The sequence below is a fragment of the Pseudomonas sp. St386 genome (assembly GCF_018325865.1).
Taxonomy (GTDB): domain Bacteria; phylum Pseudomonadota; class Gammaproteobacteria; order Pseudomonadales; family Pseudomonadaceae; genus Aquipseudomonas; species Aquipseudomonas brassicacearum.
The window spans coordinates 483,761-509,392 of the sequence record NZ_AP021900.1; the positions used below are offsets into that span (position 1 = coordinate 483,761).

Genomic DNA, 25,632 nt, shown 5'->3' on the forward strand with positions numbered 1-25,632 from the left:
AAAGGAAGCGGGGCTTTTTGTTGGGCGCTATTTCAGTAATTGAGCGCTATCCGTGGCGAGGTCAGGACTGTGTATTGACGTTGTCCAGTACCCGATTCGCCAACAAACCACTCAGCTCGATCAGTTGTTGAATACCAAGGGCAATATGGCGTCGCGAGCCTTTCAGGTCGAATGCAAGGTCGCTGACCATGGCATTGGCTGAGGCCAGGTTTTCGCTGAGGTTGGCCAACAGGCTTTCGGTGTCGATGCCGTCGACGACGGTGAAGAGCTGGCCCGGCGGCTGTTTATCTTCGGGGTTGGGTTGTTTGGGCTTCAGGTAGTAATCGAGCGCGCGGTCGGTGGCTTCCTGGAGTTTCTTGGGGTCGGTTTCTGGTTCTGGTGGATTGGGTGTGACCTTGTGCATGGTTGACGCTCCTAGGGTAATGGAGCCGCCAGATATCGCTGCTAAACGAGAATGGGTGGCGACTGTACGCGGGTTAGCAGACCGGGACCCTAGAACCCGGCAGACCCGAAGGTCTCCCACGCACAACCGCCATGACATAGATGCGCAGGTGCTGAAGCCTGCTCACGCATGTGGAGAGCGTACGTCTAGGATTGTCCAGGCTGCTAAACCCGATCGCTGAACTGACAGCGACCCGCAAACGTTAGAGCCCAGGGCCAAGGCGCACAAGCCGGCGGATTCTGGCGTAGTTGTAGGCAATGGCGCAAGGCTCCGTAGCCTTGGGATGACGGATTGTGGGGCTCAGGTATTTTTGTATGTATATCCGTTATTTAGGTAACGGCTGCTTACGGTTCCGCTCTTACAGCGGCTCACTTTTGAGAAGCGCAAAAGTAAGCAAAACGCTCATGCCCCACCACTCGGCACCTCGCCTAGGCTCGGTGTGCCCTCACTCCGGCATTGCTCCGTGGGCCCGCCGCGAAGGGCCATCCATGGCCCAGCGCGGCTATCCCGGCATCCATGCCGGGATGCCCACTCCACAATGCCTGCGTTCGGCCATCGTGGTTAACGGGGCACCCGAGATCAACGTCCACCGCGAGGCGGCCTAGTAGCCGACCTGGCTCTCCCGGTCGTACACCCATCAGATCTGTTTGAGCCGGACCTGTGGGAGCAAAGCTTGCTCGCGAGGCGGCCTTGCAGCCGGCCTATTTCTTCCGGTCGTACTCCGATCCCATTGTTGGAGCGAGCTTGCTCGCGAAGGCGGCAGCACATTCAGCATTGATGCAAGCAGACCACCGCCATCGCGAGCAAGCTCGGCTCCCACAGGGATCGGCGGTGGACACTGATCTTATAAACGACCAAAAACCTATGTGGGAGCGAGCTTGCTCGCGAAAGCGGCAGCACATTCAGCATGGATGCAAGCAGACCCACCACCATCGCGAGCAAGCTCGGCTCCCACAGGGATCGGCGTTGGACGCTGATTTTATAAACGACCAAAAACCTATGTGGGAGCGGGCTTGCTCGCGAAGGTGGCGGCACATTCAGCATTGATGCAAGCAGACCCACCGCTATCGCGAGCAAGCTTTGCTCCCACAGAGGGAACTGTGCCGAACATAAATTTCTTGCCCACTGAAGATCCAGTGTGGGAGCGGGCTTGCCCGCGAAGAGGCAGGCAGATCCAACATCAATACAAGCTGACCCACCGCTATCGCGAGCAAGCTTTGCTCCCACAGAGGGAACTGTGCCGAACACAAGTTTCTTGCCCACTGAAGATCCAGTGTGGGAGCGGGCTTGCCCGCGAAGAGGCCGGCACATCCAACATCCAGGCAAGCTGACCCGCCGCTTTCGCGAGCAAGCTTTGCTCCCCACAGGGATCGGCGGTGGACGCTGATTTTATAAACGACCAAAAACCTATGTGGGAGCGAGCTTGCTCGCGAAGGCGGTGGGGCAGTCAGTATTGATGTTGCCTGACAGACCGCTATCGCGAGCAAGCTTTGCTCCCACAGATCTAACGGGTGTACGACCGGGAGAGCCAGGTCGGCTGTTAGGCCGCCTCGTGGTGGACGTTGATCTCGGGTGCCCCGTTAACCACGATGGCCGAACGCAGGCATGCCGAGCCTAGGCGAGGCACCGCGTGGTGGGGCAAAAGCGCTTTGGTTACTTTCGACTGGGCCGGCTTCCGGGCTTTTCGAAAGTGACCCGCTGTAAGAGCGGAACCGTCAGCAGCCGTTACCTAAATAACGGATATACACACGACACCAATACCCAAATCAAACCCGGAACCGCCCCACCAACGTCTGCAAATGCACCCCCAACCGCGCCAATTCAGCGCTCGAAGCGGCAGTCTCTTCACTGGACGACGCCGTTTGCTCTGACACATCACGCACATTCAGCACGCTACGGTTGATCTCCTCCGCCACAGCACTCTGCTGCTCCGCCGCAGCGGCGATCTGCTGGTTCATCGCCTGGATCGCCGAGACGGTACGGGTGATGTTTTCCAACGACCCGCCGGCGCGACGGGTCAGCTCGACGCTGCTGTCAGTCAGGCTGCGGCTGTTGTCCAGGGTCGCCGCGACCTGTTCAGTACCCGATTGCAGGCCAAGGATCAGCTCTTCGATTTCTTCGGTGGACTTCTGGGTACGCTGGGCCAGGCTGCGGACTTCATCGGCGACTACCGCAAACCCACGCCCGGCTTCACCGGCCCGGGCTGCCTCGATGGCGGCGTTGAGGGCCAGCAGGTTGGTTTGCTGGGCGACGGACTTGATCACATCCAGCACACTGCCGATCTTGTCGCTTTCTCGCTTCAGCTCGCCCATGGCGGTGGTGGAATTACCCACTTCGAGTGCCAGGCGCTCGATCTGGGCAATCGCTTCGCCGACGACTTTATCGCCCTCGCGTGCCTGGGCATCGGCGGCGGCGGCCGCTTCGGAAGCCTCTTCGGCGTTGCTTGCCACTTCCTGCACCGTGGCGGTCATTTCGTGCATGGCGGTGGCGACCTGGTCGGTTTCCGCTTTCTGGCTGTTGACCCCGGCGCTGGTCTGCTCGGTGACGGACGAGAGCTGTTCGGCGGCGCTGGCGATCTGCGTGACGCCGTCGCTGATGCCACCGATCAATTGCCGTAGACCCACGGTCATGTTCTGCATGGCGCGCTGTAGCTGGCCCAGTTCGTCGCGGCGCTCGGAGGTGAGGTTGTGAGTCAGGTCACCTGCCGCCACACGTTCGGCGATCTTGAGGGTCTGGCCCAGAGGGCCGACGATCTGCCGGGTGATGACCAGGGCAGCGACGACACCGAACAGCAAAGCGAGCACGGCAGCCGCTACCAGGAAGGTCTTGGCCTCGGTTGCGTCACGGTCGCGCACGGCGGTCTGGGAGACGGTCAGTTTTTGGCTGGCATCGATCAATACGTCGCCTTGATCTGCCATGCGCTTGAGTGCCGCGGCGTTGTCGATCTGGGAGTCGCGGAACTGGCTGACCGCTGAGCGATAGACATTGATCGAGTCGCTGGCCTGTTGCAGGTTGGCTGCATGTTCTTCAGGCAATTGCTCTGGCAAACGTGCGAGAAGTTTGAGGGCATTGTCGACGGCCTCAAGGGCCGGTTGCTGGGCTTCGCTCTTGCCGCTGTAGGTGTAGCCGCGAACCTGATAGCGCGCTTGCTGGACCGCTTTGCTCAGGGTCACGATGCTGTTGAACTGGGCGACGCTGTCGCCTTGCAGCAACGACTTCTCTACTTCAGCGATGCGAGCCACGGCATTGTCTGCACTGGCACCGAGTTTGCTGCGGGCATCTTCTCGGCTGGCGGTGGCGCGGGTCATCTCGGCGAAGGCTTTTTTGTACTCGGCCACGGCGGCCAATTGTTTATCGATCAGGGCTACATCGGCCGGTTGCTCTATCAGTTGGCGGGCGGTCTTCAGCCCGGCGTCGAGCTTGCCAATCAGGTCGTTGACTTGCTGGGGGCCGTTCTCGCCCCGCGAGGTGTCGTAGTTCATGCGCGCCAGGCGCAAGTCCTTGGTCAAATCGTTCAGGCTGGCAATGAACCCCAGCTTGTCGCCACGGCTGATCACGTTACCCAGGCCGGTCCAGCCCGTGAAGGCGATTATCACGGTCAGGAACAGCACCAGGCCGAAGCCGAAACCGAGTTTGCGATTAACGCCTACATTACCTAGCCATCGGAACATGCTGTTACTCCCTGCAGCGCTGAGTTTATGTGCTGGGAGCTATATCGACCGGTTGGAAGGGATCTGTAGAGAATAGATCTCACAGTAGTGGCCACGTCGCGCCCAAGCGGGAGCAATCTCTGGCCACGGGTTTTATACCTGCCCTCTGGTTAGACCTTGAAGCGACCTACCAGCGTCTGCAAATGAACCCCCAACCGTGCCAGTTCGGCGCTGGAGGCGGCGGTTTCTTCGCTGGAGGAGGCGGTTTGTTCGGAGACATCGCGAACGTTCACGACGCTGCGGTTGATCTCTTCGGCCACGGCGCTCTGCTGCTCGGCCGCAGCGGCGATCTGTTGGTTCATCGACTGGATCGCCGAGACCGTACGGGTAATGTTTTCCAGCGAACCACCGGCACGGCGGGTCAGTTCGACGCTGCTGTCGGTCAGGCTACGGCTGTTGTCCAGGGTGGTCGCGACCTGTTCGGTGCCCGATTGCAGGCCCAGGATCAGCTCTTCGATTTCTTCGGTGGACTTCTGGGTGCGCTGGGCCAGGCTGCGTACCTCGTCGGCCACCACCGCAAAACCACGTCCGGCTTCACCGGCCCGGGCTGCCTCGATGGCGGCGTTGAGGGCCAGCAGGTTGGTTTGCTGGGCCACGGACTTGATCACGTCCAGCACGCTGCCGATCTTGTCGCTCTCGCGCTTGAGGTGGCCCATGGCTTCGGTGGAGTTGCCCACTTCCTTGGACAGGCGTTCGATCTGGGCGATGGCTTCGCCGACCACTTTTTCGCCTTCGCGAGCCTGCTGGTCAGCGGCAACTGCCGCTTCGGAGGCTTCCTCGGCATTGCGCGCCACTTCCTGCACGGTGGCGGTCATTTCGTGCATCGCAGTGGCGACCTGATCGGTTTCCACTTTCTGGCTGTTGACCCCGGCGCTGGTCTGCTCGGTGACGGCCGAGAGCTGTTCGGCGGCGCTGGCGATTTGCGTGACGCCGTCGCTGATACCCCCGATCAGTTGCCGCAGGCTGATCACCATTCGCTGCAGGCTGCCTTGCAGTTGACCCATGTCGTCGCGGCGGGTGACCACCAGGTTATGGCTCAAGTCGCCGGAGGCGACACGTTCGAGAGCTACCAGGGTCTGTTGCAGTGGACCGACGATCTGCCGGGTGATGATCCATGCAGCCAGCAGGCCAAATGCCAGTGCCAGGATGGTGACGATGATCAGCGTTTCTTTCGCTTGAGCCGTTTCCTGGTCGCGTTTCTCGATCTGCGAGGTGGTCAAATGATTGTTCAGTTCATGCAAACGGCTGTCCTGGTCGGCCATTTTCTTGAGGGCCGAAGCACTGGCGACCTGTGAGTCGCGGAACTGGCTGACGGCAGCGCGATAAGCCTTCATCGATTCAGAAGCTTGTTGCAGGTTGGCGGCGTGTTGTTCCGGCAGTTTGCCCGGCAGGCTTTCAAGGTTTTTCAAGACGTTTTCGATGGCATCCAGTGCCGGTTGCTCTGCATCGGCCTTGCCGCTGTAGGTGTAGCCGCGGACCTGGTAGCGCGCCTGCTGGATCAGTTTGCTCTGCTCAACCACAGCGTTGAATTGAGCAACGCTGTCACCTTGGCGCAAGGCATTTTCGACTTCTGTCACCTTGGCCACGGCGTTGTCGGCGTTGGCGCCAAGCTTGGAGCGGGCCGATTCGCGGTTCTGTGTCGCCTGGGTCAGGTCGGCAAAGGCGCGTTTGTACTCATCGAGGATAGCCAACTGCTGATTGAGCAACTCCTGGTCTGCCGGACGTACAAACCGTTTGAGGGCGGCTTGGATGCTGTCCTGAAGCTTGCCCAGGAACTCGCTGACGACTGCTGGTCCTTGTTCGCCGCGCCGCATCTCATACTCGAGACTGGAGATTCGCAAATCCTTGGCCAACTCATTGAGGCTGGCGATGGACGCCTGTTTATCCGCGCGGCTGATCACGCTGCTCAGGCTGTTCCAGCCCGCGAAGGTGCTCAGGAGGGTCATGAGCAGCACCAGGCCAAAACCGAAACCCAGTTTGCGATTGACACTTACGTTTCCCAGCTTTTCGGTTAGCCAACTGAACATGCTGATACTCCCTCGAACCTTTTATAGGTCTTATGAGGAGAGTATCGACCATGTGACGGGGATCTGTAGAAAATAGGGCGGGGGATATCCGTGGTGAGGACGCTTGCCCACGCCCGGCGGCGAAACCGTTGCCAGTCCGAACGCCGTTGACGGCCGATTCGCGCTCGAACGGGAGCAAGGCCCCTCGCTACGGGGCTGTGCTCGCCGCTTTTTCGGTGTTTAGACTTTGAAGCGTCCCACCAGTGTCTGCAAATGAACCCCCAACCGTGCCAGTTCGGCGCTGGAGGCGGCGGTTTCTTCGCTGGAGGAGGCGGTTTGTTCGGAGACATCGCGAACGTTCACGACGCTGCGGTTGATCTCTTCGGCCACGGCGCTCTGTTGCTCGGCGGCGGCGGCGATCTGTTGGTTCATCGACTGGATCGCCGAGACCGTGCGGGTGATGTTTTCCAGTGAGCCGCCGGCACGACGTGTCAGTTCGACGCTGCTGTCGGTCAGGTTGCGGCTGTTGTCCAGGGTGGTGGCGACCTGTTCGGTGCCCGATTGCAGGTTGCCGATCAGTGCTTCGATTTCTTCGGTGGACTTCTGGGTACGCTGGGCCAGGCCACGAACCTCGTCGGCCACCACTGCGAAACCACGCCCGGCTTCACCGGCACGGGCCGCCTCGATGGCCGCATTGAGGGCCAGCAGGTTGGTTTGCTGGGCGACGGACTTGATCACGTCCAGCACGCTGCCGATCTTGTCGCTCTCGCGCTTGAGATGACCCATGGCTTCGGTGGAATTGCCCATTTCCTTGGACAGGCGTTCGATTTGGGCGATGGCTTCACCCACCACTTTTTCGCCTTCGCGAGCCTGCTGGTCCGCGGCGACCGTCGCTTCGCAGGCCTCTTCGGCATTGCGCGCCACTTCCTGCACCGTAGCGGTCATTTCGTGCATGGCGGTGGCGACCTGGTCGGTTTCCACTTTCTGTTTGTTGACCCCGGCGCTGGTCTGCTCGGTGACGGCCGAGAGCTGTTCGGCGGCACTGGCGATTTGCGTGACACTGTCGCTGATGCCGCCGATCAATTGCCGCAGGCCCACGGTCATGCTCTGTATGGCGCGTTGCAGTTGGCCCAGTTCGTCGCGGCGCTCGGCGCTGAGGTTGTGGGTCAAGTCACCTGCCGCCACGCGTTCGGCGACCTTGAGCGTCTGCTCCAATGGTATGACGATCTGCCGGGTGATCGCCATGGCAGCGATCACGCCGAACAGCAAGGCCAACGCGGCGGCCGAGACCAGCAACGTGTTGGCTTTGGTCGCATCATGGTCGCGCACGACTGTCTGGGACAGCGTGAGGTCTCGACTGGCCCCGCGTAGCACAACCCCCAGGTCGGACATGCGTTTGATGGCGGCAGCGCTGGCGGTCTGGGCTTCACGGAACTGGTTGACCGCGGCACGATAGGTCTTGAACGACTCGCTGGCCTGTTGCAGGTTGGCGGCGTGTTCATCGGGCAGTCGGGCCGGCAGGCTGCCGAGGGCTTTCAACGCGTTATCGATGGCATCCAGGGCTGGCTGCTCGGCGTCGGTCTCAACGCTGTAGGTATAACCGCGAACCTGATAGCGGGCTTGCTGGATGGCCTTGCTCAGGCTGACCACACTGTCGAGTTGAGCAGCGTTGTCGCTTTGCCGTATGGCGGTTTCAACGCTGGTGACTCGGGCCACGGCGTTATCGGCACTGGCGCCCAGTTTGCTGCGCGCATCCTCACGACTGGCCATGGCTCGGACCAATTCGGCGAGGGCAACCTTGTAATCGGCGACAGCGGCCAGTTGTTTGTCGACGATCGCCACATCGGCTGGCTGTTCGATCGATTGACGGGCGGTCTGGAGCCCTGGCTCCAGTTTGCCGATCAGATCGTTGATTTCCCCCGAACCCTTTTCACCCCGGGTCGAGTAATAGTCCATGCGCGCGGAGCGCAGGTCCTTGGTCAGGTCGTTCAGGCTGGCGATGAGCCCGAGTGTGTCGCCGCGTGCAATCACATTGCCTAGGCCGGTCCATCCGGTGAAGGCAATCATCAAGGTTAAGAGCAGCACCAGACCGAAGCCGAAGCCGAGTTTGCGATTAACGCCTACGTTACCTAACCATTGGAACATGCTGATACTCCCTTGAAGGGCGGAACTGCTTTGTACAAAGCGCTATCGGCCCATAAAGGGGGAGCAGGAGAAATGAGTTAGATGCGTTTGGAATACGGTGGCAAACCAACGGGATCAGAACAGTCGTGCAAGCAGCGCGGTAACCGCGGTCTCGACCCGCAGGATCCGCTCGCCCAGTTGCACCGGTTGCAGGCCGGCCTTGGCCAACAGGTCGATCTCGTAGGGAATCCAGCCGCCTTCCGGGCCGATGGCCAGTGTCACCGGTTCTGTCAGCGCGCGAGGGCAGGGTGGGTAGTTGCCAGGGTGACCGACCAGGCCCAAGGTGCCGTCGGTCATGGCTGGCAGGCGGTCTTCGACGAAGGGCTTGAAGCGTTTTTCGATGATGATTTCCGGCAGCACGCTGTCCCGGGCTTGTTCCAGGCCCAGGATCAGTTGCTCGCGGATGGCCTCGGGTTCGAGAAACGGCGTCTGCCAAAAGCTCTTTTCCACGCGATAGCTGTTGACCAGCACCACGCGCGGCACGCCCATGGTGGCGACGGTCTGGAACACCCGCCGAAGCATTTTCGGACGTGGCAGGGCGAGCACCAGGGTCAGCGGCAACTTGGCCGGTGGAGGCTGGTCGAGGGTCACTTGCAGTTCGGCCTCGCGGGCTTCCAGGCGCAGCACCTGGGCGGTGCCCATCAGCCCCCCGATGCGCCCGACGCGCAGGCTGTCACCGACGGCACTGCGATGGACTTCCTGCATGTGGGTCAACCGGCGATCGCTCAGGACCACGCGGTCAGGCCCGATGAAGTCGGCCTCTTCGAGCAGCAGCAGGTTCACGCTTGGGTCGCTGGCGGCTGGTCGTTATGGTCATCGACCGGTTGTTCCTCGGGCTCTTCTTCCCGGCGCTTGCGCACCAGGCCACCGAACAGGATGCCGATCTCGAACAGTAGCCACATCGGCACCGCGAGCAGGGTCTGGGAGAAGATGTCCGGCGGGGTCAGGATCATGCCGACCACGAAGCAGCCGATGATCACGTAGGGGCGGATCTTCTTCAAATAGGCCACGTCGACCACGCCAATCCACACCAGCAGCACCACGGCCACGGGGATTTCGAACGCCACGCCGAAGGCGAAGAACAGCGTCATGACGAAATCCAGGTAGCTGCTGATGTCGGTCATCATTTCCACGCCCGCCGGGGTGGCGGCGGCGAAGAACTTGAAGATCAGCGGGAACACCAGGTAATAGGCGAAGGCCATGCCGGTGTAGAACAGCAGGATACTGGACACCAGCAGCGGCACGGCGATGCGCTTTTCATGCTTGTACAGACCCGGTGCGATGAAGCCCCAGATCTGGTGCAGGATCACCGGAATCGCCAGGAACAGCGAGACCATCATCGTCAGCTTCAGAGGCGTCAGGAACGGCGACGACACGTCGGTGGCGATCATTGTCGCGCCTACCGGCAGGTACTGGCGCAGTGGCGTGGAGACGAAGGTGTAGATCTGCTGGGTGAAGGAAAACAGCCCGGCGAAGATAATGAAAATCGCCGCGACGCAACGCAGCAGACGGGTGCGCAACTCGGTGAGGTGCGATACCAGCGGCATCGGCTGGTCGTTCTCTGGGATATCGCTCATGGGGCTCGCGGCGGCAAAGTAGGGTCGTTAGGCGCAGGGACAGCAGGGGGCGCTGTATCCATTACCGTCGGTGTCACTGGCGCCGGTTCAGTCACTGACCTCGCACCATCCACCGGCGCCTGGGGCGCAATCGTCGGTTCGGCCACGGGCTGAACCGGCGTCGGTTCCTGTTGGGTCGGCGTGAAGATTTTCCGCGCTTCCTGCTCCAGGGACAGAATATGTTCGTTGTGAAGTTGCCGACGGATGTCGTCGGCACCGATCTCACGTTCAACTTCCTGTTTGATCGCATTGAAGCTGCGCTTCAGGCGGCCGATCCACAGACCGGCGGTGCGCGCAGCACCCGGCAGGCGCTCGGGGCCCAGTACCAGAAGGGCGACGAGGCCGACGAGCAGCAGTTCAGTGAAGCTGATCCCAAACATTAGTCAGTGCTCACGAGTCTTTGCGGACGGGCTCTTCGACTTTCTGGGCCTGCACGTCGATGGTGTGCGGCGCATTCACAGGCTGGCTGGCCTGGGGGTGTACCGGTTGGGTCGGCTGCGCGGGTTGGCCAGGAGCCGCCGACGGGTCGCTCGGTTTTTCGTCATCGTTCATGGCCTTGCGAAAGCCCTTGATCGACTCACCGACATCGGTGCCGAGGTTTTTCAGTTTCTTGGTACCGAACACCAGCACCACGACGACCAGGATGACGATCCAGTGTTTCCAGTCAAAAATACCCATGGAGCTATTCCTCTCAAAAGTTGATCAGGCGGACGGGCGCGAGGCTTTCTCGACGTGCCCGGACAGACCGAAGCGACGGTCCAGTTCATCCAGTACGGCCTGCGGATGCTGCCCCAGTTGGGCCAGCATGACCAGGCTGTGGAACCACAGGTCGGCGGTCTCGTAGATCACGTCGCTGCAATCGCCACTGATGGCGGCGTCCTTGGCGGCGATGATGGTCTCGACCGACTCTTCGCCGACTTTCTCCAGAATCTTGTTCAAGCCCTTGTGGTACAGGCTGGCGACATAGGAGCTGTCGGCCGCGGCGCCCTTGCGCTCTTCCAGCACCTGGGCCAGGCGGGTCAGGGTGTCACTCATGGGTATGTCCTGAATAAATGGCATGCGGGTCCTTGAGCACCGGGTCGACGGTTTTCCAGTCGCCGTTCTCGAAGACGCGATAGAAGCAGCTTTGACGGCCGGTGTGGCAGGCAATCTCACCGACTTGCTCGACCATCAGGATGATGACGTCGCCGTCGCAGTCCAGGCGCATCTCATGCAGGTGCTGCACGTGCCCGGACTCTTCACCTTTGCGCCACAGCTTGCCACGGGAACGTGACCAATAGATGGCGCGGTTCTCGGCGGCGGTCAGGGCCAGCGCTTCGCGGTTCATCCAGGCCATCATCAATACGCGCCCGGTCTTGTGGTCCTGGGCGATGGCCGGCACCAGGCCGTCAGCGTCCCATTTGATCTCGTCCTGCCAGTTTTTCATCTTTGACTCCGACCATGGGCCGCGCACCTGACGTCGGCGGGCCCAGCGTTGAAACAGTGTGCCAGTGCGAACCGGTGCTGGCTATCGGCGAACGACCAGATACAGACCGACCAGCATCATGATACCGGCGGGCCAGTGACCCAGTTGGCTCAGCGGCCCGCCGGTCGCCAGCACTGCGCCGCCTCCCAGGTGAGCGGCACCCAGCAGGCGCAACAGCCAGTCGTCCTTGCGGCGGTGCCACGGGGGCGCCGGATCGTGGGCGTGGGGCTGGGACATGCGTTCGAGCAGGTCGCGGGTCATGTTGGCCAGGTGCGGGAGCTGCTCGAACTGGCTCTGCACGTTGCCCAGCAAGGTCTTGGGGCTGACGCGCTCGCGCATCCAGCGTTCGAGGAACGGCTGGGCGGTGTTCCACAGGTCGAGCTCCGGGTACAACTGGCGGCCGAGGCCTTCGATGTTCAACAGGGTTTTCTGCAGCAGCACCAGCTGTGGCTGGACTTCCATGTTGAAGCGCCGCGCGGTCTGGAACAGGCGCATCAGCACCTGGCCGAAGGAAATATCTTTTAACGGTTTTTCGAAGATCGGTTCGCACACGGTGCGGATCGCCGCTTCGAACTCGTTGAGCTTGGTCTCGGCCGGCACCCAGCCCGAATCGATGTGCAGTTGCGCGACGCGACGGTAGTCACGCTTGAAGAAGGCGAACAGGTTGCGGGCCAGATAGTCCTGGTCTTCTGGTGTCAGGCTACCGACGATGCCGCAGTCGATGGCGATGTACTGCGGGCTCCACGGCTGCACCGTGCTGACGAAGATGTTGCCCGGGTGCATGTCGGCATGGAAGAAGCTGTCGCGAAACACCTGGGTGAAGAAGATTTCCACGCCGCGTTCGGCGAGCATCTTCATGTCGGTACGCTGGTCGGCCAGGGTCGCCAGGTCGGTGACCTGGATGCCGTAGATGCGCTCCATCACCAATACTTTCGGCCGGCACCAGTCCCAATAGACTTGCGGCACATACAGCAGCGGTGAACCTTCGAAGTTGCGGCGCAGCTGGCTGGCGTTGGCGGCCTCGCGCAGCAGGTCGAGTTCGTCGTAGATGGTTTTCTCGTAGTCCTGGACCACGTCCACCGGGTGTAACAGGCGGGCATCGGCCGACAACCGCTCGGCGGCGCGGGCGAGGATGAACAGCCACGCCAGGTCCTGGGCAATGATCGGCTTGAGGCCCGGGCGGATGACCTTGACCACCACTTCTTCGCCGCTCTTGAGTTGTGCGGCGTGAACCTGGGCGACGGAGGCCGAGGCCAGGGGCTCGACGTCGAAGCGGCTGAAGACTTCGCTGATCTTCTTGCCCAGTTGTTCCTCGATCAGCGCCACCGACACCTTGGAATCGAACGGTGGCACGCGGTCTTGCAGGCGCATCAGTTCATCGGCGATGTCTTCGGGCAACAGGTCGCGACGGGTCGAAAGGATCTGCCCGAACTTGATGAAAATCGGCCCCAGGTCCTGCAAGGCCAGGCGCAAGCGCGCACCGCGACTCAGGTCCAGCGTTCGCCGGGGAAACCAGCGCCACGGCAGCACGAAGCGCAGGGCCAGGAGAAACCAGGGCAGCGGCAGGGCGAACAGCAGGTCATCGAGGCGGTAGCGGATCACGACGCGCTGGATGCGCAACAAACGGCGGACGGCAAGCAGCTTCATGCGTTATCGCTTGGTTTCAAGGGATCGGGAAAGGCGCTCGAAACGCGCCTCGAGACGTTCCAGGTCAAGTTTGATCTGGTCCAGTTCATTAAAACGGGCTTGTGCTTCGCGTTGGCCTACGAGGGTACGCGATTCTTCGGCCAGGTATTCACTCAGATTCTGCCCCAGGCTGGCGAACCCCTGCCGATACCAGCGGCTGCGGCTGCGCAAATGACCGCTGAGCAATTGGGTCGCCACCGGACCGATCCAGCGGGACACTTCGTATTCCCAGTCCAGCTCCAGGTCCTGCAGAATCGCCGCCAGTTCCAGCAGTACGCCGCTGTCGCCGTCGAGCTCCACGTCGGGGCTGTGCAGCACCGCGGTCTTGTCCTTGCCCAGCGCCAGGTTCAGCAAGCTCGACGCCGGGGCGCGCAGCGTGCAGTCGGCCTCGGCCTCCCAATGCGCGGCGAGCATCAGGCCTTCGTCGCTGGGCAGGATGAACAACCGCAGCGCCGGGCTGCGACAGTCGACGGCAATCACCTTGCCACTCAAGTGCGCCAGGCGCGCGAGCGCCGTGCTGTCCAGGCGCAGCACCCGGTTGAGGCCGAGTTCGACGCTGGCGAGCAGGCCGGTGAGCAGCATCAGGGTTTGATACCGCGGTGCAGGGCGACGATGCCTGCGGTCATGTTGTGGTAGGTCACGCGGTCGAAACCGGCCTCGACCATCATCGACTTCAGGGTTTCCTGGTTCGGGTGCATGCGGATCGATTCGGCCAGGTAGCGATAGCTTTCCGAGTCGTTGGTGATCAGCTTGCCCATCAGCGGCATGAAGGCGAACGAGTAGGCGTCATAGGCCTTGGACATCAGCGCGTTGGTCGGCTTGGAGAACTCCAGCACCAGCAGGCGGCCACCGGGCTTGAGCACCCGCAGCATCGAGCGCAGGGCATCTTCCTTGTGGGTGACGTTGCGCAGGCCGAAGGCGATGGTCACGCAGTCGAAATGGTTGTCGGGGAACGGCAGCTTTTCAGCGTCGGCCTGGACGAACTCGACGTTGCCGGCCACACCCAGGTCCAGCAGGCGGTCGCGACCGACCTTGAGCATGGATTCGTTGATGTCGGCCAGGACCACCTGGCCGGTCGGCCCGACGATGTGGGAAAACTTCTTCGTCAGGTCGCCCGTGCCGCCAGCGATGTCCAGCACGCGATTGCCGCTGCGCACGCCCGACAGTTCTATCGCGAAACGCTTCCACAGGCGGTGCATGCCGCCCGAGAGCAAGTCGTTCATCAAGTCATACTTGGCGGCTACGGAGTGGAAAACCTCAGCGACTTTTTCCGCTTTCTGGCTTTCCGGCACGTTCTTGAAGCCGAAGTGAGTGGTGGGTTCGGCATCGCTGCCTTTGCGCTGATCAGTCATATCGCGGTCACCAAAAAAGAATGCGGGACATTCTAATCCCGGTGGAGGGCTTTGTCTTGGCAAGGCTGAAGGTAAGATGGGCTACCGCCGGGACGTTTTGACGCAGCCAGGGTCTGAAACGTTCAGGCAAGTCCCGATAAAACAGGAGTCACCCGATGGCCCGTATAACTGTTGAGCGTGCCCATGGCCTGGGCAAGGAAGTGGCGCGAGAGAAAGCCGACAAGCTGGCGCAGAAGTTGTCCGACAGCTATGGCCTGGAGCCGCAGTGGGAGGGCGACACCCTGAAACTCAAGCGCTCCGGGGTAAAGGGCGAAGTGCATGTGGGCGACGACTCGATCCGCGTCGACGTGGAGCTGGGCATGTTGATGTCGGCCATGAGCGGCACGATCAAGACGGAAATCGAAAAGGCGTTGGATAAGGCGTTGGCTTGATTGATTGAAAGGGTGGGTGGAATGCATGACTCAAGTTCACCACCTGTCCACCTGTGGGAGCGAGCTTGCTCGCGATAGCGGCGAGTCATTCAACATCAATGTTGCTGGTCCACCGCAATCGCGAGCAAGCTCGCTCCCACATGGGAAGTCATCGCCCTCAGGTTTTGTGTCAGTTGTTAGGGTGCCCTTTCTAATTATTCTCACTACTTTGTGCCTGAGCCCGTCCATGTGCGGGCAGTTCCTCAAACCTTTTTTCGAGTGAGGTGCACCATGGCCAAAGTTATTCTGAAGAAAAAAACCGACGTTGAATCTTCCACGCTCAGCGACGTGAAAACGTACGCGCGCAAGATCTGGCTGGCGGGCCTGGGCGCCTACACGAAGGTCGGCCAGGAAGGCAGCGAGTACTTTCAGGAGTTGGTAAAGGCTGGCGAAGTTATTGAAACCAAAGGCAAAAAGAAAATTGCCGGAAAACTTGAAGCGGCCAACAGCGAATTGATTGAAGCCAAGAGCGACGTCAATACTTTCAAGGCCCGGGTTGAAGTACAACTCGATAAAGTCGAGAAGGTATTCGATGCCCGTGTTGCAAGTGCCTTGAATCGTATCGGCATTCCGTCTAAACATGACGTTGAGACACTCTCTGCTAAGCTCGATGAGCTGACAGCATTGCTCGAACGTGTCGCGCGTAAACATTAAGGAGAACGGGATGGCTGGCAAAAAAATCACAGAAAAAGAGGGCAGCTCGTGGGCCGGGAAGATTGAAAAGTATTCCCGCAAAATCTGGCTTGCTGGTTTAGGCGTGTACTCGAAGATCGACACTGACGGCAGCAAGCTCTTCGAGTCCCTGGTTAAGGACGGCGAAAAGGCCGAAAAACTCACCAAGACGGCAGTCGGCAAACAAGTCGATGCAGCCAAGGACTCTGCCGAGTCCGCCAAGTCGCGAATCGGCGGCGTGAAGGATCGTGCACTGGGCAAATGGGACGAACTGGAAGGGGCTTTCGACAAGCGCCTGAACAGTGCGATCTCGCGCCTGGGTGTGCCGAGCCGTAATGAAGTCAAGGCACTGCACAGCAAGGTCGACACCCTGACCAAGCAGATCGAAAAACTCACCGGCGCCAAGGTCGCACCGGTGGCGACCAAGACTGCAGCGGCCAAGCCGGCTGCTAAAACGGCGGCCAAGCCACTGGTCAAGGCTGCGGCGAAACCCGCTGCCAAACCTGCGGCGAAAGCAGCGGCCAAGCCCGCGGCTAAAACTGCTGCGGCCAAGCCTGCTGCCAAGGCGGCGGCCAAACCGGTAGCGGCCAAACCTGCGGCCAAAGCGGCAGCCAAGCCTGCGGCCAAACCTGCGGCTAAACCCGCGGCTAAAACGGCAGCTGCCAAACCGGCAGCGAAACCCGCCGCCAAGCCTGCGGCAAAAGCGGCGGCCAAACCTGCTGCGGCGAAAAAACCGGCCGTGAAAAAACCGGCCGCGCCGAAAGCCGCTGCACCGAAGGCGCCGACCGCAGCCGCCAAACCGGCGACCCCGACGAGCCCGGCGAACTCCGCCGCCGCTCCGACCCCGGTCGCCACGCCAACTCCAGCGCCGGCTCCATCGACGCCTACCACCCAGTCCTGATTCTGCGGGACATGCAAAAACGCCCGGCCTCTGAAGGTCGGGCGCTCGTTCCCACGCTCCCGCGTGGGAATGCCTCCGGGGACGCTCTGCGTTCCGCTGTTTGGGACGCGGAGCGTCCCGGGCTGCATCCCCACGCGGAGCGTGGGGACGAGCGTCACACTGGGTTACTCGTGTTCTTCCAGGTAGCGCAACGCCAGTTGCTCAGTCGCGACCTTGGTCGCGGGCGGCAGGTGTGGGGCGACCAGCATCATGATCTGGTAGACCACCAGCCGAACCTCGCCCTCGCGGTCCAGGATCCGCTGGTAGTCCAGGGAGAACAGCAAGGTCATGGTGATCTGCTCCACCAGTTGCCCCAGGGCCTGGGTATCGCTGACCAGCAATCCCTGGGCCTTGAGCTGTGCCAGCAGTGAGGCGAGGGTGCGCTTCAGGGCATTGAGCAACTGACGGATGCCCTTGGCCAGCTTCGGCAGGCGCCCAGCCAGGTTCGACAGGTCCTGGAACAGAAAGCGGTACTGCGCCAGGCGCTCGACGATCAAGTGCAGGAACAGCCAGTAGTCTTCCGGCGCCAACTGCACGTCCGCCGGAGGGTCCAGCAGCGGCGCCAGTTCGCCCTGGAATCGCTCGAACAGCCCGAGGATCAGCGGTTCCTTGCCATGAAAGTGGTAATAGAGGTTGCCCGGGCTGATGCCCATTTCGTTGGCAATTTCCATGGTGGAGACGTTCGGTTCGCCCTTTTCGTTGAACAATTGCAGGGCACATTCAAGGATGCGGTCGCGGGTTTTCATCCGGTCTTCTTAATGATCAAGTCATGCCACGGCCAATCGCCTGGCCGTGGGGTAAGGCCTTCAGCGCACGCGAACATAGGTGCCGGGAGCTGCGTCCAGAGGCGGGTAGTTCGCATTGCCCAAGGTCATCTGGGTTTCGTGCTGGGCGCCGGAACGCTCCTGGATCCAGCCCAGCCATGGGGTCCACCAACTGCCTTCGACGTGCTTGGCGTCGTAGTACCAGGCCCGTGGGTCGCTGCTCAATTTTGCGCTTTCGATGAAGTTGGCCTTGGGGTTGCCCGGCGGGTTGAGGATGCTCTGGACATGGCCGCTGTTGGAAAGCACGAAGCGTTTTTCGCCACCCAGCAACAGGGTCGAGCGATACACCGCGTCCCACGGCGTGATGTGGTCATTGATGCCGCCCACACTGAAGCTGTCCACCGTCACTTTCTGCAGGTCGATGGGCGTGCCGCACACTTCCAGGCCGCCGGGATGGGTCAGCGGGTTGTGCTTGAAGAAGTCCAGCAGGTCGCCGTGGTAAGCCGCCGGCAGGCGGGTGCAGTCGTTGTTCCAGTAGAGGATGTCGAAGGCCGGCGGCTCCTTGCCCAGCAGGTAGTTGTTGATGAAGTAAGTCCAGATCAGATCGTTGGGGCGCATCCAGGCGAACACCCGGGCCAGGTCGCGGCCATCGAGGATGCCTTTCTGATAGGAGCGGCGCTTGGCGGCTTCGAGGGTCTGCTCGTCGATGAACAGCGAGGCCTGGCTGTCGATCTGGCTGTCCAGCAGGCTCACCAGGTACGTGGCACTGGCGACCCGACGCAACTGGCGCTTGGCTTGCAGGTGGCCTTGCAGGGCGGCGATGGTCATGCCCCCGGCACAGGCACCCATCAGGTTGACCTCGCGGGCGCCGGTGATCGCCCGGCAGACGTTCATGGCTTCTTCCACGGCCTCGACATAGCTGGACAGGCCCCATTCTCGGTGGCGTACGTCGGGGTTGCGCCAACTGATGATGAAGACCTGCAAACCGTTTTTCAGGGCGTACTGGACGAAGCTGTTGGAAGGGCTCAGGTCGAAAATGTAGAACTTGTTGATCTGCGGCGGCACGATCAGCAACGGCTTGGCGTATTGCTTTTCACTCATGGACCGGTACTGGATCAGCTCGAGCAATTCGTTGCGAAACACCACCGCGCCGGGAGTGGTCGCCAGGGTCTTGCCGACTTCAAAGGCATGGGGGGTGACTTGTCGCGGCAACCCATCGTTGTGCAGCAGATCGTCCACCAGATGGCTGAGGCCTCGAACCAGGCTGGTGCCGCCGGAGTTGAACAGCTCCTTGACCGCCAGCGGGTTGAGCAAGGTGTTGGACGGTGAAACGGCGTCGTTGAGCAGGGCGAAGGCGAAGTGGGCGCGGGCGCGGTCATCCTGGCTCATGGTGCTTTCGTCGATCCAGCTCGTCACCTGCTTCTGCCAGCTCAGGTAGGCCTGCAGGCTGCGGCGGTAGAACGGATTGAGCTGCCAGGTGGGGTCGGCGAAACGCTGGTCGTTGGGGTTGGTGGGGTGCAGGGTCTCGCCCAGCAGCACTCGGCCCAGTTGACCGCCCAGCTTCAACGCGTGCCGGGCACTGTGCACCGGGTTGCGCAAGCCGTGTACGGCAACGCTGCGCAAGGTGGACAGCAGGTCCCTGCCACGCAGGCCGGTGACCGCACTTTGTGCGTTGATGAAGCTGGCAGGGGCGGGCATGGAACCCTTCGCCGGTTTGTCGCGCATGAGTCAACTCCTTCGTCATCAGGCTAAAAACAAACACACCGAACCAGACAACATAGTCGCTGTTTCGGGTCGCTGCGCGGTCCGGCGTCCTGCCAGGCGCTAATGGGCGGTTTCAGCCGCCCAGTGGTGAGGGGTGCGGATGCATCACCGCACGCTGACGTTCTTCCTCCAGGAATTTCATGATGATCGGCGCCACCGCCTCGGCCCGAGTGATCAGGAACAGATGGCCGTCATCAATGATGTGCAATTGGGCGTTGGGAATGCGCCAGGCCAGCATGCGCATGTTGATCAGCGGGATCAGCGGGTCGTCGTCGCCGGCCAGCACCAGGGTCGGCTGGTGGATCTTGTGCAGCCAGTGGATGCTGGTCCAGCCCAGCCCGGCGAACAGTTGCCAGTAATAACCGAGCTTGCCCGCCGAACGAACCTTGGCCGCATGGCTGGCCGCCAGGCTCGGGTCGCGACGGAACGAACCGCCGTAGATCAGCGGTGCGATACGCATCACATGGGACGGTTGAATGTAGCGCCGGGGGCTGGCCATCATCCACAGCACCTTTGGTTTGCCCGGCACCATCACCGCCCCGGCCGCCGTGGCCGCCAGCACCAGCTTCTTGCAGCGCTCGGGGTAGTCATAGGCAAACTGCTGGGCCAGGGCGCCCCCCCAGGACACGCCGATCACATTGACCTGCCCGTAGTCCAGGTAATCGAGCATTCGCGCGGTGAGTTTGGCCAGGCCAGGAAAGCGATACGGCCGGTTGGGCGTCGATGAACCGCCGACACCGGGTACGTCAAAGGCGATGACTTCCAGATCCGGGTCCAGGGCCTCGATGAACGGGAACACCAGCTCGAGGTTGGCGCCGATGCCGTTGAAAATCAGCAGCGGCGTTAAGTGAGGCTTGCCGGGACGTACCGCGGTGCGCAAGGTCTGGCCATCCAGATCGACGGTACGGAAGATGTACGGTTGCGGCATGCTTCAAGCCCTGTGGGTTGGGTCGCTGTCTTTCATTTTCCCCCTATCCCCTGTGGGAGCGAGCTTGCTCGCGATTGCGATGTGTCAGCACATACAGGTGTTGAATGTGCCGCCGTCATCGCGAGCAAGCTCGCTCCCACATGGGATCTGCTGTGAACATGAGTTTTATGTTCGCCAGCGCTGTGGGCCTTGCATTCAGTGTCGGCTGGCGGGATGTATTCGTGAGCAAGCCCACTCCCGCGCCAGACGAGTTGCATCCATTACCGCTCATGCACATAAGTGCCGGGCGCCGCTTCACCGGCCGGGTAGGCCTTGTTGCCCAGCACGGTCGGGGCTTTTTTCAGTTTGCCCGAGCGCTCGGCCTGCCAGGCCTGCCAATGCAACCACCAGGAGTCGGTGTGCTTGGTTGAATTCTCCTGCCAGTCCTCGGCCTTGGCCGGCATGTCATCACTGGTCATGTAGCGCGACTTGGGGTTGCCTGGTGGGTTGAGGATGCTCTGGATATGCCCGCTGCTCGACAGCACGAACTCCACCTTGCCGCCAAACAGCTGCGCCGACTTGTAGCAGGACTTCCATGGCGTGATGTGGTCGTTGGTGCCGGCCAGGGAGTAGATGTCGGCGGTGACCTGCTTGAGATCGATGGGCGTGCCGCACACTTCCAGTGCATTGGGACGGATCAGTGGATTGTTCTTGAACATTTCGATGAGGTCGCCGTGGAACGCCGCCGGCAGCCGCGTGGTGTCGTTGTTCCAGAACAGGATGTCGAACACGGGCGGCTCGTTGCCCAGCAGGTAATTGTTGACCCAGTAGTTCCAGATCAGGTCGTTGGGGCGCATCCAGGCGAACACCTTGGCCATGTCGCGACCTTCGAGTACACCGGCCTGGTAGGAGTGGCGCTTGGCCGCTTCCAGGGTCTGCTCGTCGACGAACAGCGCCACGTCGGTGTCCAGGGTGGTGTCGAGCACGCTGACCAGCAGGGTCAGCGCATTGACCTTTTTCTCGCCGAGGGCGGCGTAATGGCCCAGCAGCGCGGTGCAGGTGATGCCGCCCGAGCAGGCGCCGAGCATGTTTATGTCCTTGCTGCCGGTGATGGCCGTGACCACGTCCACCGCCTCCTTGAGCGCCTCGATGTAGGTCGACAGGCCCCACTCGCGCTGCTCCTTGGTGGGGTTGCGCCAACTGATGACGAAGGTCTGCACGTTGCTGCGCAGGCAGAAGCGCGCCAGGCTCTTGTCCGGGCTCAGGTCGAATACGTAGAACTTGTTGATTTGTGGCGGCACCACCAGCAGCGGTCGCTCGTGGACCTGCTCGGTGATGGGCCGGTAGTGGATCAGCTCCAGCACGTCGTTGCGAAACACCACGGCGCCTTCGGTCACGCCCAGGCTCTTGCCGACCTCGAACGCACCCATGTTGACCTGGCTCGGCATCCCGCCGTTGTGCACCAGGTCCTTGGCCAGGTGGGACAGGCCATCCAACAGGCTCTTGCCGCCGGTTTCGAAGAAGCGCTTGACTGCCGCGGGGTTGGCCGCCGAGTTGGTCGGGGCCATGGCTTCGGTCATCAGGTTGATCACGAAATGCCCGCGGCTGATGTCCGCGGGCGAGAGGTTGCTGTCATCGATCCAGGCGTGCAGCTCCTTGCGCCACGCCAGGTAGGTTTGCAGGTAACGTTTGTAGAGGGGGTTCTGGCTCCACGCCGGGTCAGCGAAGCGACGGTCGTCGCCGGCCGGTTGCAGTTCGGATTTGCCGAACAGGACATTCTTGAGTTCGACGCCGAAATGGGCGACGTGCTTGACGCTGTGCAGCGGTTGCTTGATGGCCTGGGTCAGCACCATGCGGGCAGAGGCCAGCAGATCTTTTCTGCGCAAGCCGACGACGGGATTCAACCCCAGGGTATTTTCCGAGGCTTGATACTTCAGGTCATCGTTGTTCTTGTTGCTCATCTACGACGCTCCATTGTCCTTCAGACGAGTACCCGGATCGTGTGCCGCAAGCCACACAGCCAATACCAGGTACGCTGCTCGGGTGACCGTTAATTCCGCATCGAGGGCCAATGAGGAAACGTATGCCAGGAACTTGTCGGTTCCTTTGCAGGGAACTTGCCAGCTCCATTGGTTACCCGAGTTTAATTTTTTTCGCAAGCAGGCCAGTCATTGACGTTGCCGCGCGGGCATTCAAGCAGATGAGTCTAGAAAATTCGCCCTAAAGCGCCAGCCCTTGAGCTAGAGCATCAGCTTGACGACGGACTCGTTCGGATCGCGGGTTTTTCCGGCGGCCTTGAGTTCGCCAAGATAATCGTTCCACAAGTCTTCCTGACGCACCGCGAGCTGGTAGAGATAGTCCCAGGTGAACAGCCCGCTGTCGTGGCCGTCGTCGAAGGTCAGTTTCAGTGCGTACTGGCCGGCCGGTTCGACCTTTGTCAGGGCAACGTTGAGCTTGCCATATTGCAGGATGGGTTTGCCGTGGCCCTGGACCTCGGCGGAAGGCGAGTGCACCCGCAGGAACTCGGCGGGCAGGTGATACTCCTCGTCCGGCGCGTATTTGAGCGTCAGGGTCTTGGAGGCTTTGTGCAGGTTGATGGCGGTGGGGAGTTTGGTCATGGCCTGTGATCCGTCTCGGAAGGACATCTTGATCTATAAAACGACACCGTCAAATGTGGGAGCGGGCTGTGTGGGAGCAAGGCTTGCCCGCGATGAAAACGCCGCGGTCTCTTGAGGACCGCAGCGCCTGGATCGCGAGCAAGCCTTGCTCCCACATAGCCCGCTCCCACAGGTCCGCGTTTTCCTGTAATTGTGGGTTACAGGATATACCGCGACAGGTCTTCGTTCTGCGCCAGCTCGCCCAGGTGACTGTTGACGTACTCGGCGTCGATGAGGATCGGCGCTTCGTTGTGGGCGCTGGCCAGGTCGCCGGCGCTGAACGAGACTTCCTCGAGCAAGCGTTCGAGCAGCGTGTGCAGGCGACGGGCACCGATGTTCTCGGTCTTCTCGTTGACCTGCCAGGCGATCTGGGCCAGACGCTTGATGCCTTCGGGGGTGAACTCGATGTTCAGGCCTTCGGTCTTGAGCAGCGCGCAATACTGTTCGGTCAGCGACGCGTGGGGCTCGCTGAGGATGCGCTCGAAGTCTTCCGGCGTCAGCGCCTTGAGCTCGACACGGATCGGCAGGCGACCCTGCAGCTCCGGCACCAGGTCGCTCGGCTTGCTCAGGTGGAACGCCCCGGAGGCGATGAACAGGATGTGGTCGGTCTTGACCATGCCCAGCTTGGTGTTGACCGTGCAGCCTTCGATCAGCGGCAGCAGGTCGCGTTGTACACCTTCGCGGGACACATCGGCGCCGCCGACATTGCCGCGCTTGGCGACCTTGTCGATTTCGTCGATGAACACGATGCCATGCTGCTCGACTGCCTCCAGCGCCTTGGCCTTCAACTCTTCTTCGTTGACCAGGCGACCGGCTTCCTCATCGCGCACCAGTTTCAGCGCTTCCTTGACCTTGAGCTTGCGGTTTTTCTTCTTGCCCTTGCCCATGTTGGCGAACAGGCTCTGCAGCTGGTTGGTCATCTCTTCCATGCCTGGCGGCGCGGAAATATCGACGCCGGCCATTTCGGCCACTTCGATCTCGATTTCCTTGTCGTCCAGCTGGCCTTCGCGCAGGCGCTTGCGGAACAGTTGACGGGTGTTGGAGTCCTGGGTCGCGGCGGCGTCGGCGTTGAAGCCCATGCGCGCCGGTGGCAGCAGGGCGTCGAGGATGCGCTCTTCGGCGGCGTCTTCGGCGCGATGGCGGACCTTGGTGATTTCCTGTTCGCGCAGCAGCTTGATGGCGGCATCGGCCAGGTCACGGATGATCGACTCGACGTCGCGGCCAACATAGCCGACTTCGGTGAACTTGGTGGCTTCGACCTTGATGAACGGCGCGTTGGCGAGTTTGGCCAGGCGACGGGCGATCTCGGTTTTACCGACACCGGTCGGGCCGATCATCAGGATGTTCTTGGGGGTCACTTCGACGCGCAGTTCTTCGGGCAGTTGCATCCGGCGCCAGCGGTTACGCAGGGCGATGGCGACGGCGCGCTTGGCATCGTCCTGGCCGATGATATGGCGGTTGAGTTCGTGGACGATTTCGCGGGGAGTCATGGACATAATAATGGATGGTCCTCAAGCAAGAATGGGCCGTGGCGTGGTTCGCCTGGACAGGCTTATTCCGCGAGGTCCTGCTCCTCAATGGTCTGGGTGTGGTTGGTGAAGACGCAGATGTCGCCGGCAATGCCCAGGGCTGTCTCGACGATCTCACGGGCCGACAGGTCGGTTTTTTTCAGCAGGGCGCTGGCCGCAGCCTGGGCGTAGGCTCCGCCGGAACCCATGGCGATCAGGCCATCCTCGGGCTCAACGACGTCGCCGTTGCCGGTGATAATCAGGGAGGCGTCCTTGTTGGCGACCGCGAGCATGGCTTCGAGGCGGCTCAGGGAGCGGTCGGTACGCCATTCCTTGGCCAGTTCCACGGCGGCACGGACCAGATGACCTTGGTGCTTCTCAAGCTGGCCTTCGAAACGTTCGAACAAGGTGAAGGCGTCGGCAGTGGCCCCGGCGAAACCGGCGATGACTTCGCCGTGATACAGGCGGCGGACTTTCTTCGCGTTGCCTTTCATCACGGTGTTGCCCAGTGAAACCTGGCCGTCGCCGCCCATGACGACTTTGCCATGACGGCGGACTGAAACGATGGTGGTCAAGGGAGAGTCTCCACGCAGCGGGGCGAAAATGCCCGGATGGAACTCATATGGGGGTGGCGCGGGGTTTTTCAACTGCGGGGGTGCAGAGGGGACGAGCGGCCCCCCGATGATCGTTCCCATGCTCCGCGTGGGAACGCCTCAAGGGACGCTCCGCGTCCAGTGACGCGGAGCGTCACGGGCTGCATTTCCACGCAGAGCATGGGAACGATCGGTGTGCCTAGCGGCTCTGGCGTTGTTGTAACAACAGATTGCTGAAACCGCTGCCAGCCAGTTGCTTCTGGGCCTTGGTCAGTTCCTCGCGGTTGCTGAACGGCCCGACCAGTACCCGGTACCAGGTTTCGTCCTTCACGGTGCCGGACTCCACCGACACGGACTGGCCCAGCAGAATGATCTGCGCCCGGACCTTGTCGGCGTCGGCTTCCTTGCGGAACGAACCGGCCTGCAGGAAGAACTTCGTCACCGGCGCGGCTTTCTGCACCGGAGGGGCCGGCGGTGGCGTGATGCCGGCCAGGGCCGCCTGGGCGCGAGCGGTGTCGATCTTCGCCGCTTCGGCCGGGGTCACCGGCGTGGTGGGCACTTGCGGCGTCGGCAGGGTTTTCTCCGGCACGGCATCGGGCGGCACGATGACTTCCGATTCCGGCAGCAAGGTGTAGAAGTCGTACTTCGGCTTCACCGGTTGCGTCGGGCTCGGCGGGGTCTTGTTGGCCTCGGCGATCCGCGTGGCTTTCTGCTGCTCTTGCCGGACGCGCTTGACGTCATCGCCCTGGCCCGGCTCCAGCTTCATCAGAAACACAATGAAAGCGCCGACGGTCAGGCCGATGGCCATCCACAACCAGCCCGGAATCGGTTTTTTGGCTGGAGGCTGGTAACGACTGGCGCCGCGTTTGGGTGCAGGTTTTTTCTTGGCGGCCAAC

25 protein-coding genes are annotated in these 25,632 nt (G+C 61.5%); 4 read left to right on the forward strand and 21 right to left on the reverse strand.

The genetic code is table 11. The annotated features are described in order from the left end of the window. Nucleotides 1-61 precede the first annotated feature (61 nt). Entirely contained in the window at nucleotides 62-403 is a 342-nt protein-coding gene (locus KI235_RS02125) for a DUF6124 family protein (RefSeq protein ID WP_013692083.1), read from the reverse strand. Between the two features lie 443 nt (nucleotides 404-846). On the opposite strand from KI235_RS02125, the gene KI235_RS02130 reads away from it, so the two are divergent. After that, entirely contained in the window at nucleotides 847-1,047 is a 201-nt protein-coding gene (locus KI235_RS02130) for a nucleoid-structuring protein H-NS (protein WP_155252640.1), read from the forward strand. 1,161 nt (nucleotides 1,048-2,208) lie between these two features. Here KI235_RS02130 and KI235_RS02135 read toward each other — a convergent pair. From KI235_RS02135 to ubiE, 12 genes are all read right to left on the reverse strand, one after another. Then, nucleotides 2,209-4,113 carry a methyl-accepting chemotaxis protein gene (locus KI235_RS02135; RefSeq protein ID WP_013692084.1) on the reverse strand — a complete coding sequence of 635 codons (1,905 nt, stop codon included), beginning with the start codon at nucleotides 4,111-4,113 and terminating at the stop codon, nucleotides 2,209-2,211. Between the two features lie 149 nt (nucleotides 4,114-4,262). Further along, complete coding sequence (locus KI235_RS02140) at nucleotides 4,263-6,179, reverse strand: methyl-accepting chemotaxis protein (protein ID WP_003196920.1); 1,917 nt, start codon at nucleotides 6,177-6,179, stop codon at nucleotides 4,263-4,265. Nucleotides 6,180-6,398: 219 nt separating this feature from the next. Beyond that, nucleotides 6,399-8,303: a methyl-accepting chemotaxis protein gene (locus tag KI235_RS02145; RefSeq protein WP_039013530.1), complete on the reverse strand. Its 1,905-nt coding sequence runs from the start codon at nucleotides 8,301-8,303 to the stop codon at nucleotides 6,399-6,401. Between the two features lie 114 nt (nucleotides 8,304-8,417). After that, nucleotides 8,418-9,125 (reverse strand): 16S rRNA (uracil(1498)-N(3))-methyltransferase, encoded by a 708-nt coding sequence (locus KI235_RS02150; RefSeq protein ID WP_003196923.1) that lies wholly within the window; start codon nucleotides 9,123-9,125, stop codon nucleotides 8,418-8,420. Further along, a complete protein-coding gene (gene tatC, locus KI235_RS02155; RefSeq protein WP_003196925.1) occupies nucleotides 9,122-9,919 on the reverse strand; it encodes a twin-arginine translocase subunit TatC in 798 nt (265 codons plus the stop codon). Before tatC ends, KI235_RS02150 begins: the two co-directional genes overlap by 4 nt. Continuing rightward, nucleotides 9,916-10,338 (reverse strand): Sec-independent protein translocase protein TatB, encoded by a 423-nt coding sequence (gene tatB, locus KI235_RS02160; RefSeq protein WP_028237522.1) that lies wholly within the window; start codon nucleotides 10,336-10,338, stop codon nucleotides 9,916-9,918. The genes tatC and tatB overlap by 4 nt, the downstream gene beginning before the upstream one ends. 10 nt (nucleotides 10,339-10,348) lie before the next feature. Continuing rightward, on the reverse strand, nucleotides 10,349-10,636 hold the full coding sequence (locus tag KI235_RS02165; RefSeq protein ID WP_212795465.1) for a twin-arginine translocase TatA/TatE family subunit: 288 nt from the start codon (nucleotides 10,634-10,636) through the stop codon (nucleotides 10,349-10,351). 24 nt (nucleotides 10,637-10,660) lie between these two features. Continuing rightward, nucleotides 10,661-10,993 carry a phosphoribosyl-ATP diphosphatase gene (locus KI235_RS02170; protein ID WP_003186671.1) on the reverse strand — a complete coding sequence of 111 codons (333 nt, stop codon included), beginning with the start codon at nucleotides 10,991-10,993 and terminating at the stop codon, nucleotides 10,661-10,663. Beyond that, entirely contained in the window at nucleotides 10,986-11,384 is a 399-nt protein-coding gene (gene hisI / locus KI235_RS02175) for a phosphoribosyl-AMP cyclohydrolase (RefSeq protein ID WP_003196931.1), read from the reverse strand. The genes KI235_RS02170 and hisI overlap by 8 nt, the downstream gene beginning before the upstream one ends. A gap of 81 nt (nucleotides 11,385-11,465) precedes the next feature. Then, complete coding sequence (gene ubiB / locus KI235_RS02180; RefSeq protein ID WP_212795466.1) at nucleotides 11,466-13,070, reverse strand: ubiquinone biosynthesis regulatory protein kinase UbiB; 1,605 nt, start codon at nucleotides 13,068-13,070, stop codon at nucleotides 11,466-11,468. A 3-nt stretch (nucleotides 13,071-13,073) separates the two neighbouring features. Next, the gene (locus KI235_RS02185; protein ID WP_003196935.1) at nucleotides 13,074-13,691 is read right to left on the reverse strand and encodes an SCP2 domain-containing protein; all 618 of its coding nucleotides are present in this window, start codon (nucleotides 13,689-13,691) and stop codon (nucleotides 13,074-13,076) included. Continuing rightward, complete coding sequence (ubiE, locus tag KI235_RS02190; protein ID WP_003196937.1) at nucleotides 13,691-14,461, reverse strand: bifunctional demethylmenaquinone methyltransferase/2-methoxy-6-polyprenyl-1,4-benzoquinol methylase UbiE; 771 nt, start codon at nucleotides 14,459-14,461, stop codon at nucleotides 13,691-13,693. The genes KI235_RS02185 and ubiE overlap by 1 nt, the downstream gene beginning before the upstream one ends. A gap of 155 nt (nucleotides 14,462-14,616) precedes the next feature. On the opposite strand from ubiE, the gene KI235_RS02195 reads away from it, so the two are divergent. The 3 genes from KI235_RS02195 to KI235_RS02205 all read left to right on the forward strand — a co-directional run bounded on the left by KI235_RS02195 (nucleotide 14,617) and on the right by KI235_RS02205 (nucleotide 16,504). Continuing rightward, nucleotides 14,617-14,892, forward strand: coding sequence for a polyhydroxyalkanoic acid system family protein (locus KI235_RS02195; protein ID WP_003196939.1), 276 nt, complete (start codon nucleotides 14,617-14,619; stop codon nucleotides 14,890-14,892). 270 nt (nucleotides 14,893-15,162) lie between these two features. Then, nucleotides 15,163-15,585 (forward strand): phasin family protein, encoded by a 423-nt coding sequence (locus KI235_RS02200; RefSeq protein WP_003196940.1) that lies wholly within the window; start codon nucleotides 15,163-15,165, stop codon nucleotides 15,583-15,585. 10 nt (nucleotides 15,586-15,595) lie between these two features. Beyond that, on the forward strand, nucleotides 15,596-16,504 hold the full coding sequence (locus tag KI235_RS02205; protein WP_003196942.1) for a phasin family protein: 909 nt from the start codon (nucleotides 15,596-15,598) through the stop codon (nucleotides 16,502-16,504). 164 nt (nucleotides 16,505-16,668) lie between these two features. Here the strand turns inward: KI235_RS02205 and KI235_RS02210 are convergent, their stop codons facing one another. The 8 genes from KI235_RS02210 to KI235_RS02245 form a co-directional block, all read right to left on the reverse strand. After that, nucleotides 16,669-17,289: a TetR/AcrR family transcriptional regulator gene (locus tag KI235_RS02210; RefSeq protein WP_003196944.1), complete on the reverse strand. Its 621-nt coding sequence runs from the start codon at nucleotides 17,287-17,289 to the stop codon at nucleotides 16,669-16,671. 60 nt (nucleotides 17,290-17,349) lie between these two features. Beyond that, nucleotides 17,350-19,032 carry a class II poly(R)-hydroxyalkanoic acid synthase gene (phaC, locus tag KI235_RS02215; RefSeq protein WP_003196946.1) on the reverse strand — a complete coding sequence of 561 codons (1,683 nt, stop codon included), beginning with the start codon at nucleotides 19,030-19,032 and terminating at the stop codon, nucleotides 17,350-17,352. A gap of 112 nt (nucleotides 19,033-19,144) precedes the next feature. Continuing rightward, nucleotides 19,145-19,999: a poly(3-hydroxyalkanoate) depolymerase gene (gene phaZ, locus KI235_RS02220; protein ID WP_212795467.1), complete on the reverse strand. Its 855-nt coding sequence runs from the start codon at nucleotides 19,997-19,999 to the stop codon at nucleotides 19,145-19,147. 260 nt (nucleotides 20,000-20,259) lie between these two features. After that, on the reverse strand, nucleotides 20,260-21,939 hold the full coding sequence (gene phaC, locus KI235_RS02225) for a class II poly(R)-hydroxyalkanoic acid synthase (protein WP_003196950.1): 1,680 nt from the start codon (nucleotides 21,937-21,939) through the stop codon (nucleotides 20,260-20,262). 279 nt (nucleotides 21,940-22,218) lie between these two features. Continuing rightward, nucleotides 22,219-22,596: a DUF971 domain-containing protein gene (locus tag KI235_RS02230; RefSeq protein ID WP_003196952.1), complete on the reverse strand. Its 378-nt coding sequence runs from the start codon at nucleotides 22,594-22,596 to the stop codon at nucleotides 22,219-22,221. Nucleotides 22,597-22,793: 197 nt separating this feature from the next. After that, a complete protein-coding gene (gene hslU / locus KI235_RS02235; RefSeq protein WP_003196955.1) occupies nucleotides 22,794-24,131 on the reverse strand; it encodes an ATP-dependent protease ATPase subunit HslU in 1,338 nt (445 codons plus the stop codon). A 56-nt stretch (nucleotides 24,132-24,187) separates the two neighbouring features. After that, the gene (gene hslV / locus KI235_RS02240) at nucleotides 24,188-24,718 is read right to left on the reverse strand and encodes an ATP-dependent protease subunit HslV (RefSeq protein WP_003196958.1); all 531 of its coding nucleotides are present in this window, start codon (nucleotides 24,716-24,718) and stop codon (nucleotides 24,188-24,190) included. A gap of 217 nt (nucleotides 24,719-24,935) precedes the next feature. Beyond that, nucleotides 24,936-25,631 (reverse strand): SPOR domain-containing protein, encoded by a 696-nt coding sequence (locus tag KI235_RS02245; RefSeq protein WP_003196959.1) that lies wholly within the window; start codon nucleotides 25,629-25,631, stop codon nucleotides 24,936-24,938. Nucleotide 25,632 lies beyond the last annotated feature (1 nt).